Source organism: Actinomyces oris, assembly GCF_001553935.1.
Classification (GTDB): Bacteria; Actinomycetota; Actinomycetes; order Actinomycetales; family Actinomycetaceae; genus Actinomyces; species Actinomyces oris_A.
The window spans coordinates 1,491,890-1,506,973 of sequence record NZ_CP014232.1 but is presented as its reverse complement, the minus strand read 5'-3'; the positions used below and the strand labels follow the sequence as shown (position 1 = coordinate 1,506,973).

Annotated in this window: 10 protein-coding genes, 1 tRNA gene and 1 pseudogene; 4 read left to right on the top strand and 8 right to left on the bottom strand. The window is 71.4% G+C overall.

Going from position 1 to position 15,084, the window contains the following annotated elements:
• The first annotated feature begins 23 nt into the window (after positions 1–23).
• Entirely contained in the window at positions 24–350 is a 327-nt protein-coding gene (locus AXE84_RS06235) for an ArsR/SmtB family transcription factor (RefSeq protein WP_060957244.1), read from the top strand.
• A gap of 180 nt (positions 351–530) precedes the next feature.
• On the opposite strand, the gene AXE84_RS06230 is transcribed toward AXE84_RS06235, so the two are convergent.
• From AXE84_RS06230 to glp, 6 genes are all read right to left on the bottom strand, one after another.
• Positions 531–2,063: a glycosyltransferase family 2 protein gene (locus AXE84_RS06230; protein WP_060957243.1), complete on the bottom strand. Its 1,533-nt coding sequence runs from the start codon at positions 2,061–2,063 to the stop codon at positions 531–533.
• A 55-nt stretch (positions 2,064–2,118) separates the two neighbouring features.
• Positions 2,119–3,384, bottom strand: coding sequence for a polysaccharide deacetylase family protein (locus AXE84_RS06225; RefSeq protein WP_060957242.1), 1,266 nt, complete (start codon positions 3,382–3,384; stop codon positions 2,119–2,121).
• 286 nt (positions 3,385–3,670) lie between these two features.
• Positions 3,671–3,746 (bottom strand) — tRNA-Ala (locus AXE84_RS06220).
• Between the two features lie 111 nt (positions 3,747–3,857).
• Positions 3,858–5,474 carry a type II secretion system protein gene (locus tag AXE84_RS06215; protein ID WP_236750198.1) on the bottom strand — a complete coding sequence of 539 codons (1,617 nt, stop codon included), beginning with the start codon at positions 5,472–5,474 and terminating at the stop codon, positions 3,858–3,860.
• A 253-nt stretch (positions 5,475–5,727) separates the two neighbouring features.
• Positions 5,728–6,474 (bottom strand): GNAT family N-acetyltransferase, encoded by a 747-nt coding sequence (locus AXE84_RS06210; RefSeq protein ID WP_060957240.1) that lies wholly within the window; start codon positions 6,472–6,474, stop codon positions 5,728–5,730.
• The gene (glp, locus tag AXE84_RS06205; RefSeq protein ID WP_060957239.1) at positions 6,474–7,685 is read right to left on the bottom strand and encodes a gephyrin-like molybdotransferase Glp; all 1,212 of its coding nucleotides are present in this window, start codon (positions 7,683–7,685) and stop codon (positions 6,474–6,476) included. Before glp ends, AXE84_RS06210 begins: the two co-directional genes overlap by 1 nt.
• 95 nt (positions 7,686–7,780) lie before the next feature.
• On the opposite strand from glp, the gene AXE84_RS06200 reads away from it, so the two are divergent.
• From AXE84_RS06200 to mscL, 3 genes are all read left to right on the top strand, one after another.
• Positions 7,781–8,443 (top strand): 5-formyltetrahydrofolate cyclo-ligase, encoded by a 663-nt coding sequence (locus tag AXE84_RS06200; protein WP_060957238.1) that lies wholly within the window; start codon positions 7,781–7,783, stop codon positions 8,441–8,443.
• Positions 8,444–8,741: 298 nt separating this feature from the next.
• On the top strand, positions 8,742–9,527 hold the full coding sequence (locus AXE84_RS12615; protein ID WP_081093102.1) for an SAF domain-containing protein: 786 nt from the start codon (positions 8,742–8,744) through the stop codon (positions 9,525–9,527).
• Positions 9,528–9,629: 102 nt separating this feature from the next.
• On the top strand, positions 9,630–10,070 hold the full coding sequence (mscL, locus tag AXE84_RS06195; protein ID WP_060957237.1) for a large conductance mechanosensitive channel protein MscL: 441 nt from the start codon (positions 9,630–9,632) through the stop codon (positions 10,068–10,070).
• A gap of 99 nt (positions 10,071–10,169) precedes the next feature.
• Here the strand turns inward: mscL and AXE84_RS13065 are convergent, their stop codons facing one another.
• Complete coding sequence (locus AXE84_RS13065; RefSeq protein ID WP_236750195.1) at positions 10,170–10,484, bottom strand: hypothetical protein; 315 nt, start codon at positions 10,482–10,484, stop codon at positions 10,170–10,172.
• 70 nt (positions 10,485–10,554) lie between these two features.
• Positions 10,555–14,867 (bottom strand): annotated as a pseudogene (locus AXE84_RS06185) (DNA helicase).
• Positions 14,868–15,084: the final 217 nt, after the last annotated feature.

Here is a 15,084-nt window from a genome sequence, read left to right as displayed (position 1 = left end):
GGACAGAGAGGCAGGGACGAACCGTGAAGGACAGGGAGCTTTTCCACCCCAAGGCGGGCGACATCTCCCTGGACGCGATCCTGGGCGCCCTGTCTGACCCCATCCGCCGTGACGTCCTGCGTCGGATCGCCGATGAGGGCGCCCTGTACTGCGGGGACCTGAGCTACGACGTCGTCAAGTCCACGATGTCGCACCACTTCCGGGTGCTGCGCGAGTCGGGGCTCATGCATACCGAGCGCGAGGGCAAGCACCGGCGCATCACCCGGCGCGACGACGTCATCGAGCAACGCTTTCCGGGGCTGTTGGCCGCCGTCGGCCTGCCCGCCGGCAAGGGGCAGTGGCCGGACTGACGACCGCCCGGGCGCGCACTCTCACGGCGCCAGGACAAGCCTCCGTCGTCGGCCTCAACACTTCGACCGAATCTTCAGAAACGACGCGGCTCCGGGTCGTTTCTGAAGATTCGGTCGAAGTGTTAGTGGGGCACGGGTCGAAGTAAGCGAAGTAGGACGTGAGCAGCGGGCGCGACCGACTCACTGCGAGGTCACCTCGACCTGCTGGCGCGTGTTCCACCCCATCTTGGCGCTGGTGACCATCCCCCAGACCCGCAGGGGACGCAGGATCAGCGCGGACCACAGCGTCGCCACCGGGGACAGGAGGAGGCTGGCGTACCTCTGGGGGCCGGTGGTGTCCGAGCGCCACACGGAGATGTACCGCGAGCTCTGCGCCAGCCCGATCGCCAAAGGCACCAGCACCACCGTCGGCGGCACACCGCCGCCCAGGACGAGCGGACGCCACAGCAGCAGGTAGACGAAGACCGAGATCACCAGCCAGATCTGCATCCACCCGGTGGCCTGGCGCCACCAGCCCCACGAGAGGACCGGCAGGAAGCGGATGCGCCAGAGCCCGCGGATGAAGGAGCCGCGGAACCAGCGCTCCTGCTGGAGGTAGTGGTGGCTCCAGCGGTCGGGCATCCAGGCGAAAGCGAAGGCCGAGGGCTGCTGGACGGTCCTGCCGTGCAGCAGGGCGAAGAGGGTCAGCAAGGAGTCGTCGGAGAACTCCACGTGCCGCCCCAGATAGCTCTCGTTCAGGTAGGTGTCGATGTTCTCGGCCAGGATGGGGCACCGGTAGGCGGCCAGGCCGCCGGAGTTGACCATGACCGAGCCGAGCTGCGACATGAAGGAGCGGTCGATGAGCTGCTGGCCGACGAAGATCACGTCGGTGACCCGGGCGAGCAGGTTCTCCCGGTTGTTGATCGCCAGGATGACACCGGCGACCGACATGACCCGGGGGTCACTGAAGGGCTGGACGATCTCATGGAGGGCCTCGGCGTCGAGCATGGAGTCGGAGTCGACGGTCACGAACAGGTCGGCGTCACGGATCTTCCTGAAACCGTGCACCTGCGCGTGACGCTTGCCCTCATTGGGGGTGCGCTGCCAGCTGGCGTAAATGCCGGCCAGCGCCGCCTGCCGGATGAACCAGTCCCGCTCTGCCACATAGGCGCCCTGGGTGGAGCCGTCGTCGACGACGTGGATCTCGGCCGGCGGCGAGCTCTGGTGCAGCAGGGCGGAGAGCATCCGCACCACGACGTCGGGATCCTCGTTGTAGAGCGGCACGAGCACGGCGACCCGATGCGCCTCGCCGCGGCCGATGACACGCCCCTCGAAACCGGCCACCACGAGCTGCACGGCCACGATCACGAAGAGGACATCGAAGGTCCACACGATCCACGCGTCCAGGACGTGGTGCCGGCTGACCAGCATCCGCCAGCACATCCACCCCGCCACGCCGAGGGCCACGACGACGGCGGGCAGGGGCCCACCGGCCCGCATGAGTGCCCGGGGCAGCCCGGTGGCGTCGGCCGATCGCTGAGCCTCGTCCGGCGTCGTCACCGCGCTGCGCACAGCGACCACCCCACCGCGCCCTGCGCCCCGTTTCTCGCCGTATCCCTCTCTGCGGACCGCCCGGAGTCGCGTCCCGCGCTTGAACAGCAGCTTGACCGCGAAGCAGGCCAGCAGGATGACCAGGCAGACCAGCAGCACGAGCAGGCCGAAGGACCAGGTCATAGCGTCAGTCCTTCCGTATCGGGGTGCCGGTTCCGCTCCAGGAGGCGACGGCGCCTCAGGCCAGGGCGGGCGACTGGCTGCGCATGACCTCGGGAACCGTCTTGACGGGCAGGCCGGAGTCCGCCACTCGCCTCATGAAGCGCTCGAAGCTGTCTGCCCTGATCGACTCGGGGGCGCCGTCGGGCTGCTCGTCGATGCGGTGGAAGACCATGTGGGTCCAGCAGCGGTGCTCCCGGCAGCGGGCCAGCGCCTTCTCAACCTGGGACTCGGTGGTGTAGGAGCCGCAGTAGAAGACGCGCAGCCGAAACGGGTCCCCCGGCGCGAGGGTCTCCGGGGCGTTCTCGATGGTGCGCATCGAGGTGAAGTAGTCCTGGGAGGTGCGCAGCACGAGGTCGTTGTACCGCCCCATGGGCAGGGCGAAGTGGGCGGCACCCTCGGGGTAGCCGTGCTCGAGAAGGAAGGACCTGATGGTCTCCAGCTCCCGACGCACCCCCGTCTCGTCGAGGGTGGTGAGGTCGGTGGAGGCGTGGGCGGCGATGTCCCAGCCGTGACGCTCACGCATCTCGGCGAGCTGGTTGGCACTCATGCGGCCGGGCAGCCCAACCTTGTCGGCGATGACGTAGGAGGTTGCCGCGCCGATGCCGCAGTCCTGCAGGATCGCCCGGGCCGTCTTGTAGTCGCTGTCGTAGCCGTCGTCGAAGGAGATGGAGACGATGCCGCTGGCGGCCGAGGGCAGGGTGGCCAGGTAGCCGAGCCACAGGCGGCTCGAGGACGAGTCGGAGGCGGGGACGATCTTCAGGCGCACTCGCGTCACCCGGTCCAGCCGAGGATGGCCGACGACGGCGCGCTCGGCGGCGCGGTTGACGGTCACCCGGCACCAGGTACCGGTGCGCAGCGTGCGCATGTCGGGAGCCACGTCCAGGCGCAGGCAGTCCTCCCCTTCCCCTCCGAGCTCGAGCTGGATGCTCTCGATCTGCCGATAGTCCTCGGCGCGCAGCCACAGATCCCACTGGCAGTCGGTCATGTCGATGCCCGACAGAGTCAGGTCCGCACTGGTGGGGCGGCCGAAGTCACCGGTGGTGGTGATCTCCAGCGACTGGCTCCCATGGGAGTGGGTGGAGGTGTCGGGGCGGATGGAGCCGTGTGGAGATGAGAGGGTCCAGGCGCGCGGGTCCTGCATATCCGATAGCACCTGCGAGGGCGCCGCGGGAGGGCCGGCGGCCGGGGCCGGGGAGGCGTGAGCCGCCGTCTGCAGCTCAGGTAAAAGAGTGCTCGAGGCGGCGAGGGCAAGACCGCCCATGAGAAAACTGCGGCGCCTCATCCGATCATGCTGCGGCAAGGTACTCCCCCCATTAACAGTCCACTCGGTTGGTTTCCTGTCCAGGATACGCACGAGATCGCCGTCACCGCAGACAAAAGTCTCGAACACCCGTCCTCGACGGTCTGCCACATCGTGCTGCCAGCCCGTCACGTCCCCGCAATTCCGCGCACCTCCACCACCTGACACCTAACACCCGTGACGGAGATCACTTCTGCACCGCCTTCGTCCACGTCATCCACGACAAAGGTCTGCCCCGCCAGTTTCCTGGCGGGGCAGACCTTCGAGGTGGTGGAGCTAGGGGGATTCGAACCCCCGACCTTCTCATTGCGAACGAGACGCGCTACCAACTGCGCCATAGCCCCAAGTGCGGACCGATCCTAGCATCGCCGTCGGGAGTCCTGGCAAGTTCGGTGGCGGTGAGCCCGCCCACCGCACCCGGGTCGCCCGGCGGCGTGCCGCGGGAGCGCCCGGCGCTATTCGCCGGCTGCGCGCCGCCCCTCGAGGATCGCGTCGAGGTCGATGGGGTGGAAGAGCTCCTCCTCATCCTCCACAGGAGCGGGAATGTAGCCGCGGGCCGACTGCGGGCGGGCGGGCACCGGTGCGGAGGTGCCCGGGTCAACCACCGGGTCGGCGTAGGAGCGCCGGGGCGCGCGGGCCGCCAGCGTGTAGGTCGGGGCGGGGACGTGGACCGGTCGCCAACCCTGGGGCGGGGTCGACGTCGTCGCCTCCTCCTTGACGACTCCCTCCGTCGCCGCCGGGGCAGCGGCAGGGGCCTGCGGGCGGGCGGCCGCGGGGGCAGGCTCTGAAGCAGTGCGGGAGGCAGCCTGGGGAGCGGAGTCGGCAGCGCGCCGGGCCGGCTCAGCGGCAGCCTGCGGGGAGGGGGCCGCAGCGGCGCGCTCCTGAGCCTCCTGCTCAATGGCGCTCGCCTCGGCGAAGAGCTTGCCCCAGCCGGACAGACTGCGGGAGGTCGAGGCAGGCAGGGAGGCGACGAAGTCCTTGGTGCGCGGCGAGCTCTCCTCGTCGCCGTCGCGGGAGACCGCCTCGCGCACGCCCATGTCCCGGGTGACCCGGCCGGCGTGGCGGGAGGGCACGTACACCGAGGCGCGGCGGGTCGCCTCACGCTCAGCGGCGACGGCGGCAGCGGTCTCGTCATCAAGGTCCGCGTCGAGCCTGGCCAGGCGCTCCTCCTCGGAGTCGATGGTTTGGGAGGGGCGCAGGTCAGCGTTGCTGGTCGCCTCGGAGGGGCTGCCGGCGACGGGCTCGGCGGACACAGCGGACTCAGTGGACCCAGCCGACTCGGCAGACACCGAGCGCGCGGCCGGGCGCTGGGCGCCCTCGCGGGTGAGGCGCTCGATGAAGGAGTCCTGCGCGCCGGAGTCGCCGGCAGCCTCGACCGACTCAGCCGACACCGCGGACACGGCCGGCGAGGCCGCACTGGCGCTGACAGCACTGCCAGCACCACTGGAGGCGCTGCGCACGCCGTTGGCGACAGAGCGGGGCGCGGCCACGACTGAGGCGGAGGAGCGCCGGCCGGTCAGGGTCACCAGAGTCTGCTCGAGCTCGGCGATGCGGCGGCGCTCACGGCGGTCCGCCGCGGCCGAGGCCAGAGCGGCGCGGCGCCCGGCCACCATCGAGGCCCCCAGCAGGGCGGAGGGCAGCAGGGCGGGCCACCAGGGCAGCGCGGTGACCAGGCCCAGCACCCAGGCGCCGAGCGTGACTCCGAGCAGGACGCTGGCGACGATCCCACGGTGCGAGGCGGCGACCCGGCGGCGCTCACGCCCCTGGGCGTGAACCTGGCGGGCACGGTCGAGCTCGCGCTCGGTGCGCAGGGCGCGCACATTCCTCACGGCGGGCCTGTTCATCACCCTCACCTCCGGTCGACGTCGAAAGAGCTCCGCATGCCCACTGTTCGCGCAGGTGTCGTCGCGTTCGACGGCGGCCGCACCCGTGGCCAGGACCCGCAGCTCAGCCGAGTAGCGGTCCTGGACATTGGAGCGGCGAGCCATCTCGCGGCGCCCCACTAAAAGCGGAAGGAGGTACACGGAGAGAACCGTGATGAGGGCGATGACTGCCCAGATCTCGATTCCCACACAGCAACCGTAAGCGCGCCTGCCCTCGCCCCCGAGCAGGAACACTCCGGCTTTCCTTCGAAATACCTGGGATTCACGACGTCACACTGTCAGTACGACACCCCTGTCGCCACATGAGTCACACACGTTCCTTTCACCTCTTTAGGCACGCCGTGACCGACCGGCAGACAGCCTGCCCGAACGCGCCGTCGGCACACCCGCCGCTCCCCCGCGAGCACCCCACCCCCACCGGCGCGACCGCCGTGAAAAATCGTCACCCGCGCGCGAGTCGCTGCTCGAAGCCGGTGCCTTCGGGCCCGTGAACCTCCTCAGCGAGGGCCGCGAAGGAGAGGTGATCGGCCCAGGCGCCGTTGATGTGCATGTAGCCGCGGCGCAGCCCCTCCTCCCGCAGCCCGAGACCGCGACACAGGGCCAGGCTCCGCTCGTTGTCGGGGCGCACGTTGATCTCCACGCGGTGCAGCCCCACCGGCCCCAGCAGGTGGTCCAGGACGAGGGCCACGGCCAGTCGCATGATCCCCCTGCCCTGCCAGGCCGAGCCGATCCAGTAGCCGACCTGGGCGCTGCGCGTGGCCCCCCAGGTGATCGGGTCGACGGCGATCTGGCCGGCGAAGGCGCCGTCGACCTCGACGACGAAGGGCATCGCCTCGGCGAGCCTGGCCCGGCGCGTCTGGCGACGCAGGAAGACCGGGAAGGTGCTCAGCGTCTCCCCGCCACCGGCTGGCAAGGTGGCCTCCCAGGGGGCGAGCCGGTCGGTGTCCGCCAGCCGCAGCGCCCTCCAGGGCGCCTCATCCTCGGCCCGCAGCTCGCGCACAACGACTGAGGGGCGCTCGGGCGACTGCGTGGCACCGGGTTCCCGCTCCCCCAGGGCGGCCTCAGGCTCGAGGCGTACCGGCCAGGTGAAGCGCGCCGGCATCCCGGCCCCGAGCAGCAGGCCGGCGATGGCCCGCCGCAGCTCCCCGCCGAGGGAGTCGGCGGGCGTCGTCGGGGCAGAGTCGGACATCAGGCGTCCAGCAGAAGGCAGTGGAGGGTGTCACCGGCCACCACGGTGCTCGTGTCCTCGGGCACGACGGCGATGGCGTTGGCCTCGGACAGGCCGTGCAGTCGGACCGTGCCCGGCGGCGCCGTCGGCTCGGCGCGGTATCCGCGGGATGGCGAGCCGCTGACGTGCACGGGGACGAATTCGCGCTTGCCGCTCGGGGAGTGCCAGCCCTCGGAGATGGTGGCCGCCAGGCTGGAGCGGTGCAGGGAGGTGCGTCCGGCGATCTGGCGCAGGACCGGGCGCACGAAGGTCTCGAAGGCGATCTGGGCGCTGACCGGGTCGCCGGGCAGGCAGAAGATCGGGGTCCCCTCGACCGTCCCGACGCCGAGCTGGCGGCCCGGGGACATGGCGACGGCGTCGAAGCGCACCGAGCCCAGGGGGGCCAGAACGTCTTTGACGGTGTCGCCCTGCCCGACGCTCAAGCCCCCGGTGGTGATGAGGACGTCGGCGCGCACCAGCTGGTCCTCGATGGTGTCGGCCAGGGCGCGCAGCTCGTCGGGGACGGCGGCCACCCGGAAGGCTTGGCCGCCGGCGTCGGTGACCGCGCAGGCCAGGGCGTGGCCGTTGGCGTCGAAGACGTCCCCGGCCTCGCGGGACTGGCCGGGCTCGACCAGCTCGTCCCCGATGGAGACCACGACGACGCGCGGGGCGGGGCGCACGCGCACCCGGTGCATCCCGAGGCCCGCCAGCAGGGCCACATGGCGGGCGCTGATGCGCGAGCCTCGCTTGAGGACAGTCGTGCCCGACTTCACGTCCTCGGCACGGCGGCGGACATTGTCGCCGGCCGCGACGGCGCGGTGGATGGTCACCCGGGACTCGCCACGGTCGGTGTCGGCCCAGGGGATGACGGCGTCGGCGCCCAGCGGCATGGGGGCGCCGGAGTCAATGAGGACGGCGGCACCGGAGACGAGGTGGCAGGGGCGCATGTCGCCGGCGCGCACCGCGTCGACGACGTCGAGCACGAGCGGGTTGTGGCGATCAGCCTCGGCGACGTCCTGGGCGATGACCGCGTAGCCGTCCTGTCCAGCCAGGTCCACGGCGGGCAGGTCGATTCCGGCGACGACGTCCTGGGCCAGGACGCATCCGACGGCGTCGGGGAGGACCACGTCGAGGGGTGCTGCCGCCTGGGCGATCTCCAGGCAGGCGGCCAGGTGCTCGGCCACTGTTCTCATGGCACTCAGGTTACCGTCAGGTTGACGACATGCGCCGTGCCCCGCCGGGACGAACGGTTCAGACACGACGCGTCATCACCTGCGAGGATGGGGCCATGACGACCGGCGCGCTGGACCTTCCCGACACGGGCCGACTCGAGCTCGACGACGCCAAGGACGAGTTGCGCAAGGTGCTGCGGGCGCACCGACGCGCCCATCACCACCACCCGCCCCAGGGGCACTCGGCGGACTGCGAGGCACTGACTGAGCACGCTCTGGAGGCGGTGGCCGGCGCACAGAGGGTGGCGGCCTTCGTGTCCGTGGGGGCAGAGCCCTGTACCCGACTACTGCTGGAGCGGCTTCACGAGGGCGGCGTCCAGGTCCTGCTGCCGGTGCTCGGCCCCCGTCTGGCACGCTGCTGGGGGCTGTTCCAGGGAAGTGAGGACCTGGCGGAGCGGGCCCCGAGGCGCCCTCCGGAGCCCAGTGGACCGACGCTGCCGGCCGAGGCGGTCGGCCAGGTGGACGCCCTCATCATTCCGGCACTGGCCGTGGACAGCGCCGGGCGCCGCCTGGGACAGGGCGGCGGCTGGTACGACCGGATGCTGCCGCTGCGCTCCCCCGAGGCGCACACCTTCGCCATCCTCCACCCCGAGGAGCTGGTGCCCGGGCCGCTGCCGATGGAGGAGCATGACGAGCCCGTGGACGCCGTCATCACGGCCCAGGAGTGGTTCCTGCTGGCTGCCGGCTCGCCGGCGCACTCCTTGTCGTCGGAGTCCTGAGCCACCGACGCCGCGGGCCTCCGGGGGCCACAGGCTCGCCGGTGGCGCCCTCTGTCCACAATGCCAAGGAGTGGGCGTGCCGGGAGGCCACCGGCCACCGGACCCTGATGACATGAGACCTCGCCACGGACTGCCCCTCCACCCCTCTCTCAGCGCCTCTCGGGATCCTCAGGATCACGGCGGGTCGCCGCGCTCCATCGCCTCCGACTCCCGTCCGGCCCGCCCCAGTGGCCGGGCCGGATGGACCGGATGGGCCGGGGGCCGTCCATCGCTTCTGCTGTGGCGCCATCGCCACCTGGTGGTGGCACTCTGCCTGGGAACCGCGGTCCTGGTGGCCCTCAGCGTGCTGCGTCCCGGCCCCGAACGCGGGCAGCAGGTTCTTGTCGCCTCGCGCTCGATCAGCGCCGGCGCGGTCCTCACCGAGCAGGACGTCTCGATCAGCAACCTTCCGGCCGGCGCCCTCCCCCAGTCCCCGTTGACCTCCGCGGGGCAGGCGGTCGGGAGTCGGGCCGCCATCTCCCTGGAGAAAGGCACGGTGCTGACGGCCTCGATGACCAGCGGCTCCTTGGCCCAGCAGCTGGGAGACGACGAGCGACTGGTCCAGGTGCCTATCGACGTCGGCGCCGAGCTGGCCCGCCCTGGCGCGCGGGTGGACATCATCGGGCAGGCCTCTGAGGACTGGGCGCCGCCGGGTCAGGACGGCACCTCTTCGGGCGGGACGGCACAGAATCCCGGAGAGCAGTCCGAGTCCCCCACCGCACCGAAAGACCCGGGGAACACCTCGACACCGAGTCCCACAGGAAGCCCTGACACACCTTCTTCACCAACCGACCAGGAATCACCAGGATTTCAAGAGTCTTCTCTGAGCATTTCCCAAGGAATACCGGCTGCACCTTTTGGAACGCGCAGCACGGTTCTCTGTTCCGGAGCGCGAGTAGTGATGATTCAGCAGGTCGGAGAGGGTGGACAATGGACAGGAAACAAGAAAGTAACACTTATCACACTGGCTATTCCTGCAAGTAGCGCTACTCTGGTAGTTGGCGCGGCTACGAATAGCACGCTCGGCATTGCGCTGAGCCCCTAATGCCGCTGCGACGTCTTACGCGAATGATAAGACACTCTCACTTTCAGCCCCCGATGGCGCACTCCCGGCAGACGTCTGCCCGCGCCGCTAGAAAGGATCGCCATGATTAAGGGATTCAAGGAGTTCATTGCCCAGGGCAACGCCCTCGAGCTCGCCGTCGCCGTCATCATTGGTGGCGCGTTCAAGCCGATCGTTGACTCGATCACCACCGTCATCATGACCATCCTCGGTCAGCTCATCGGCCAGCCGAACTTCGACTCGCTGGGAGCGTTCTCGCTGTACCAGGACGGTAAGTACACGTTCCACCTGGCCACCGCCCAGGAGCTCGCCACAAACGCTAAGGGCTACGTGATGCCCGGAACGATCATCACCACCATCATCAACTTCCTCCTTATCGCCATCGCCGTCTACTTCGCCATTGTCATGCCGATGAACAAGGTCAAGGAGCGCATGGCCAAGCAGAAGGCCGCCGAGGAGGCCGCCGAGGTCTCCGACGTCGAGCTGCTCACCGAGATCCGCGACCTGCTCGCCGCCAAGCGCTGAGTCCCGCAGCGATCTGAGCATCGCCTTATCGCATCACCGGAAGGCCCCGCCGATCCTCCTGATCGGCGGGGCCTTCCCCTTGCCCACGGCGGCTCGATATCAGCCCCAGTGAGGGGGCACGTCGCGTCGGAGGCGGGCGTCATTGGAGCCCGCACCGCCGGGGGTGGGGGCGTCGAGGCCCTCTGCGGGACCGCTGAGGGCGTCGTGCTCGTAGTCAGGCCTCGCCAGGTCCTCCGGGTTCTGACCGCGGGCCACACGCGCCTGGTCCCGGGGCGAGAGGGCCACCACTCGACGACGGCGCCGCGCGCGCCCGCGTCCGGGCGTCACGCCTCTGTCTGCGGCAGGTTCCGCCTCCGTGGCCCGCCCGCGGCCCGATCCACCGGTCACGGCGGCGTCATTCACTGTGTGGTTCACGCCGTCACTCGCGGCATCACTCACGGCAACCCGGTCATTCACTGCGTTATCCAGCACCGCTCGGGCGGCTTCAGCGGGTGCGCCGCACGGCGTTGGCCAGGACCGCGTCAATCCCCGATCCGCGGCGACGCAGCGCCAGAGCGGACCGCAGCTCCTCGACTTCCCCTGCCTCGGAGCGGCCCACGCCGTCGGAGCGGATCCAGGCCATGAGGTCATCGAGCTGGTCGTCGGAATATGCCTGCAGCGGCAGCCCCTGGGCGATGCGAGGGCGCTCGGTGCGCTCGTGGGCCTCGGTGGCCTCGGGCTCGGGCGCCTCGGGGACGGCGCGCACCGCGTCGTCGACACGGTCCGGCACGGCCTCCATGGCGGGGGCAGCCTCCCCCTGGCGCTCCACCAGGACGGCCAGGACGAGCTCTTCGACGGCTTTCGCCTCGGCCTCCGGGTCCACGAACACCCCGGCGGAGAAGGCCATGTGGACGCGCCACCCGCGCCGCTCAAGGCGTTCGACGCGGTGCCGGTCGCGCCGGCGCAGGCTAGGCTCGGAGATGTAATCGACGTCGTCGGTCAGGACCGCCACGAGCAGCTCGTCGGGGTAGTCGGGGTGGCCGATGGCCAGCGGGATGCGCACGCCGCCGTCGGTCCCGTAGCGGGGCACGACCGACAGGCCCTTGCGCCACAGGTGCTCGGCCAGGTCCACCAGGAGCCGGTCGGGCACCTTGCCGGCGGAGTTGCCGGACTGGGAGGAGTCCTCGGCCCGGGCCAGGACCTCACGCAGCAGGCGGGCCCCAGGGGCGCGCAGCCGGTCGCGGTCAATGTCTGCGGCCGCCAGGCAGGAGACCACCTGGGTGCTGCCCCGCGAGGCGCACAGGGCCTCGACGAGCCCCACCATGCCGCTGTGGTCCGAGACGGGCCCGAAGTTGTGGATGGTGCGCCCGTGCGGGGTCTTGGCGTAACCCACCGAGATGATGATGTGGTCGCGCTGCAGGGCGCGGGCCTCGGCCAGCTCGACGACGGTGAAGGGCTCTGCCGCCCCGGGGGCGAAGAACTCCTCCAGTGCGGGGGCGCCGGCGGCCGCCCGGGTGATGGCCGAGCGCAGGGCGTCGGCGTGCAGCCGGTTGAGGGCGATGACGGCCAGGGACTCCTCGGGACGGGTCAGTGCCCGGTCGATGACCATGTCGACGACGCGTGAGACCTCGGCCTCCACTGTCTCGACCGCGGTCTGCCCGGGGGCCGGCATGCCCCGCCCGTCCACGAGCTCCAGGGTCAGGGAGGTGTCCCCCGGCGGGGAGGGCACGGCCTCGACGACCCCCTCGTAGCCGTTGGCCGCCAGGAAGGAGGCGATACCGGCGTCGAGGCTGTTGCGGGCCGTCGGCAGAGTCCGCGAGGGCAGGAGCGGGCCGAGCTCTGCGGCCAGGCCGGTCGTGGCACGCCGGGAGTCGCCGACGACGAGCACCTGCTCGGCGCGCACGAAGGCGGGCAGCACCTGCGGGACGGGCATGGGCGTGGAGGCGTCCAACACAGCCAGGTCCACCACCGCGGTGGGCGAAAAGATCTGGGGCACGAGTGTGGGCGGGACGATCCAGATCGGCCGGGCCAGCAGGGCCATGGGGTGGGCGTCGATGATCTCCCGCAGCGGGACGCCGTCCTCGCGGGCCAGGGCGATATACAGGGCGCGGGCGTCGGCCTTGTCCTGCTCGACGGCGGCCCGCACCCGCCGGGCGCAGGCCTGGGCCACGGGGCCCGACAGGGACCGCGTGTGGGCGGCGTCGAGCTCGCGCAGCGAGACGGCCATGTGGGACAGGGCGCGCGCGTCGAGACCACCGAGGTCGGGGTCGGCGGCGAGGGTCTGCGCCAGCAGGGAGGACCACCAGCAGTAGGTGAGCTCGGGCTCGAGCTGGTCGGCCTCGACGCCGCGGGCGGCCATGTCGGCCACGAAGTCGTTCAGTCCCAGGCTCTCGAGCTCGGTGCGGATGCGGTTGACCTCCGGGAGCTTCTGGGCGGTGAGGTCGTCGGCGGCCAGGGAGCGGGTCAGCTCCAGGAGATCCTCCAGGGGCATCTCCATGAGCACCGGGGAGTCCTGGGCGCGACCCAGCAGCGGCTGTACCTCGGTCACGGCGCCGCGGGCTCGGCCGGCGGTGCGCCGCATCTCGTCCAGGCCCTGGGGCAGGCGGGGCCAGCCGCCGTCGGGGTCGTGGCGGCGCCACACCTCGCGGCGGCGCTGGACCTTGACCAGCTCGGCGTGCAGGTCATCGACGACGCGGCCCGGCCGCACCAGGTCATTGGCCTGGCGCGTGAAGCGCCGGCGCCGCGAGCCGTCCATGTGGATGCCCCGCTCGTCGCGCCAGCGCTTGGAGGCGGTGGCGATGACCATGTCGGCGGCGGAGCGCTCGAAGACCTCGGGCAGGAAGACGTCCAGGGACTCGCGCACGCCGTCGAACATGTCAAGCTGCTCGATCCACTGGCCCAGGTTGCGGGCCCGGCTCAGGCCGGTGGTGCGGGCGACCACCGCCGTGTGCTCCTGGATGGTGGGCAGCAGGTCATTGGCCAGGGCACGCAGGTGGACGAGAGCGTCGGTGGCCTCGTCCATGTCCTCCACCGGGATCCCGTTCCAGGCGCTGGAGGAGACCTCCGGGGTGAACAGCCCCAGGGCGTGCCCGCGGCGCAGGAGGGTCAGGGCCTGCTCTCGGCCGTCCTCGTCGAGGCGACCCAGGTGCTCGGCGTCGATGCGGGCCCGGGTGGTGGCCCGGTCGCGGCGGCTGGTGAGCTCGGCGAGCTTCTGCAGCGCCTCGTAGGCGGAGACCGACCAGGGCTCGCGGGGCCGGTGCAGGGCGCGCACGTAGCGGTCCAGGCGGGAGCGGACCGAGGTGAGACGGTCCCGCATGGAGATGATCCCGGCGACGTCGAGCTGGGGCGGCTGGACGCCCAGACTCTCGCGGATGCCCTCGGAGGCGTGCTGGCGCCAGGCGGCGTCCTCGGTGAGGTCCAGGACCATGGATCCCAGACCCTCCTCGCGCAGGGCGGCCGCAACGGCGTGCCCGTCGGCGCTGGTGGCGGGCACGTGCAGCACGGTGCGTCCGGAGGCGGCGGCGTCGGCGAAGACGGCGGCCAGGGTGCCGGCGACGTCGGAGCCGGGGGGCGCGTCGATGAGGAAGCTCGCCCCGGTGCCCACCGCCTCGATGACGTCGAGCTGGGCGGGCTCCAGATCACCCACGCCGCGCTCGGCGCCGGGGACGCGATCGGTGGGGACAGCGGGGGGCAGCTCGACGCTGAGGGCCTCGCGGGCGCCCTCGTCCCCGGCGATGGCAGCGACCAGGGCGGAGGTGCGTGAGCGCTCCAGGACGGCGTCGAAGTCCTCCACCAGGGCCTGACCGGGGTGGACGAAGGCGCCGACGACGAGCCGTTCGTGGATCTCGAAGCCGGGCAGGAACTGCCGGCCCAGGGCGCCGATGCGGGCCAGGGCCGCGCGCGGTGTGAAGCCCGCCGAAGACAGGGCGGCGCGGGCGATGTCCCCGATGTCGGTGGTGCACTGGTAGCGGCGCAGGGCGCGGGTGAGGACCGGGTTGACCTCGATGGTGGGGTCCAGGGTGAGGGTGGCGTCCGCGGTGGCGGTGGTCAGGCGCACGGGGCGCAGCAGGACCGGGGCGTTAACCGTGCGCACGCGCGGGGCCGAGGGGGCCTCGGGGACGGTCAGGCCAGCGGCGGCCAGGGCGTTGCGGGCGGCGTGCTCGGCAGCGATGCGCTCGACGTGCGGGATCTGGGCGGTCAGGTCCGCCTCCGGTGAGGCGCCGTCGGCCAGGTGGATGCTGCCGTCGTCCTCACCGTCCTCGGGGACCGTCTCGTTCCAGGTGGCCACCCCAATGGCCAGGTAGACCGGGGCGACGCCGAACTGGCGGGCCAGGACGTCAGTGCGCGCCGAGACCTCGCGCAGGGACTGGCGGGCCTCACCCAGGGCGTTGCGCTCGCGCACGATGCTGGACAGGTTGGTGGGGCGGCCTGCGTAGAGCTGAGCCAGGCCGGAGGGGTGTGCTGCGGTGAGGTCGACGACGCCGTCGAGCAGGGTGATGTCGTCCAGGCTGGCGACGCCCCCCAGGTCCACGAGCTGGCTGCGCCAGGTGGACAGGGCCGTGTCAATGCGCTCGCGCCGCTCGACGTCCGCCGCGCTCAGCGGGGGTGCCGGGGCAGGGCGCGCGGGGCGGGGGGTGCCGGCGCGGGGGCGGACTCAGGCTGACGCGGCGCCGCGGCCACAGCCCCCAGATCCGCGGCGAAACGCCGTCGGCTCGCGGTTTGATCCGAGCCGGCCGAGGATCGGGCTCCCTTGTGTTCTTCCTCCCGCAGGGCAGCATCGCGCCGTTTGCGGCCGAAGGAGAAGAACGAAGGCGTCATACGCTCAAGATATAGGCCGATCGACCCTTGGGCGTGGAGACGCACCGCGGCGTGGCACGCCCCATGGGCCGGCGGCGATATGGGCCGACCGGCATCGGCCGCAGCGCAGTGCGTCTGCGCCCTCATCCAGACGAGCCCTGGTGGAACTCATCGAGCCGGCCCGGCAGCGAGGCTTGCCGAACTGACCCGGTGGTGTCAGTGCCCTCGATTGGATTCG

Coding starts and splice junctions, on each gene's coding strand:
- mscL (WP_060957237.1), top strand. CDS start 9,630: ATGATTAAGGGATTCAAGGAGTTCATTGCCCAGGGCAACGCCCTCGAG.
- AXE84_RS06225 (WP_060957242.1), bottom strand. CDS start 3,384: ATGAGGCGCCGCAGTTTTCTCATGGGCGGTCTTGCCCTCGCCGCCTCG.
- AXE84_RS06230 (WP_060957243.1), bottom strand. CDS start 2,063: ATGACCTGGTCCTTCGGCCTGCTCGTGCTGCTGGTCTGCCTGGTCATC.
- AXE84_RS06210 (WP_060957240.1), bottom strand. CDS start 6,474: ATGTCCGACTCTGCCCCGACGACGCCCGCCGACTCCCTCGGCGGGGAG.
- AXE84_RS06200 (WP_060957238.1), top strand. CDS start 7,781: ATGACGACCGGCGCGCTGGACCTTCCCGACACGGGCCGACTCGAGCTC.
- glp (WP_060957239.1), bottom strand. CDS start 7,685: ATGAGAACAGTGGCCGAGCACCTGGCCGCCTGCCTGGAGATCGCCCAG.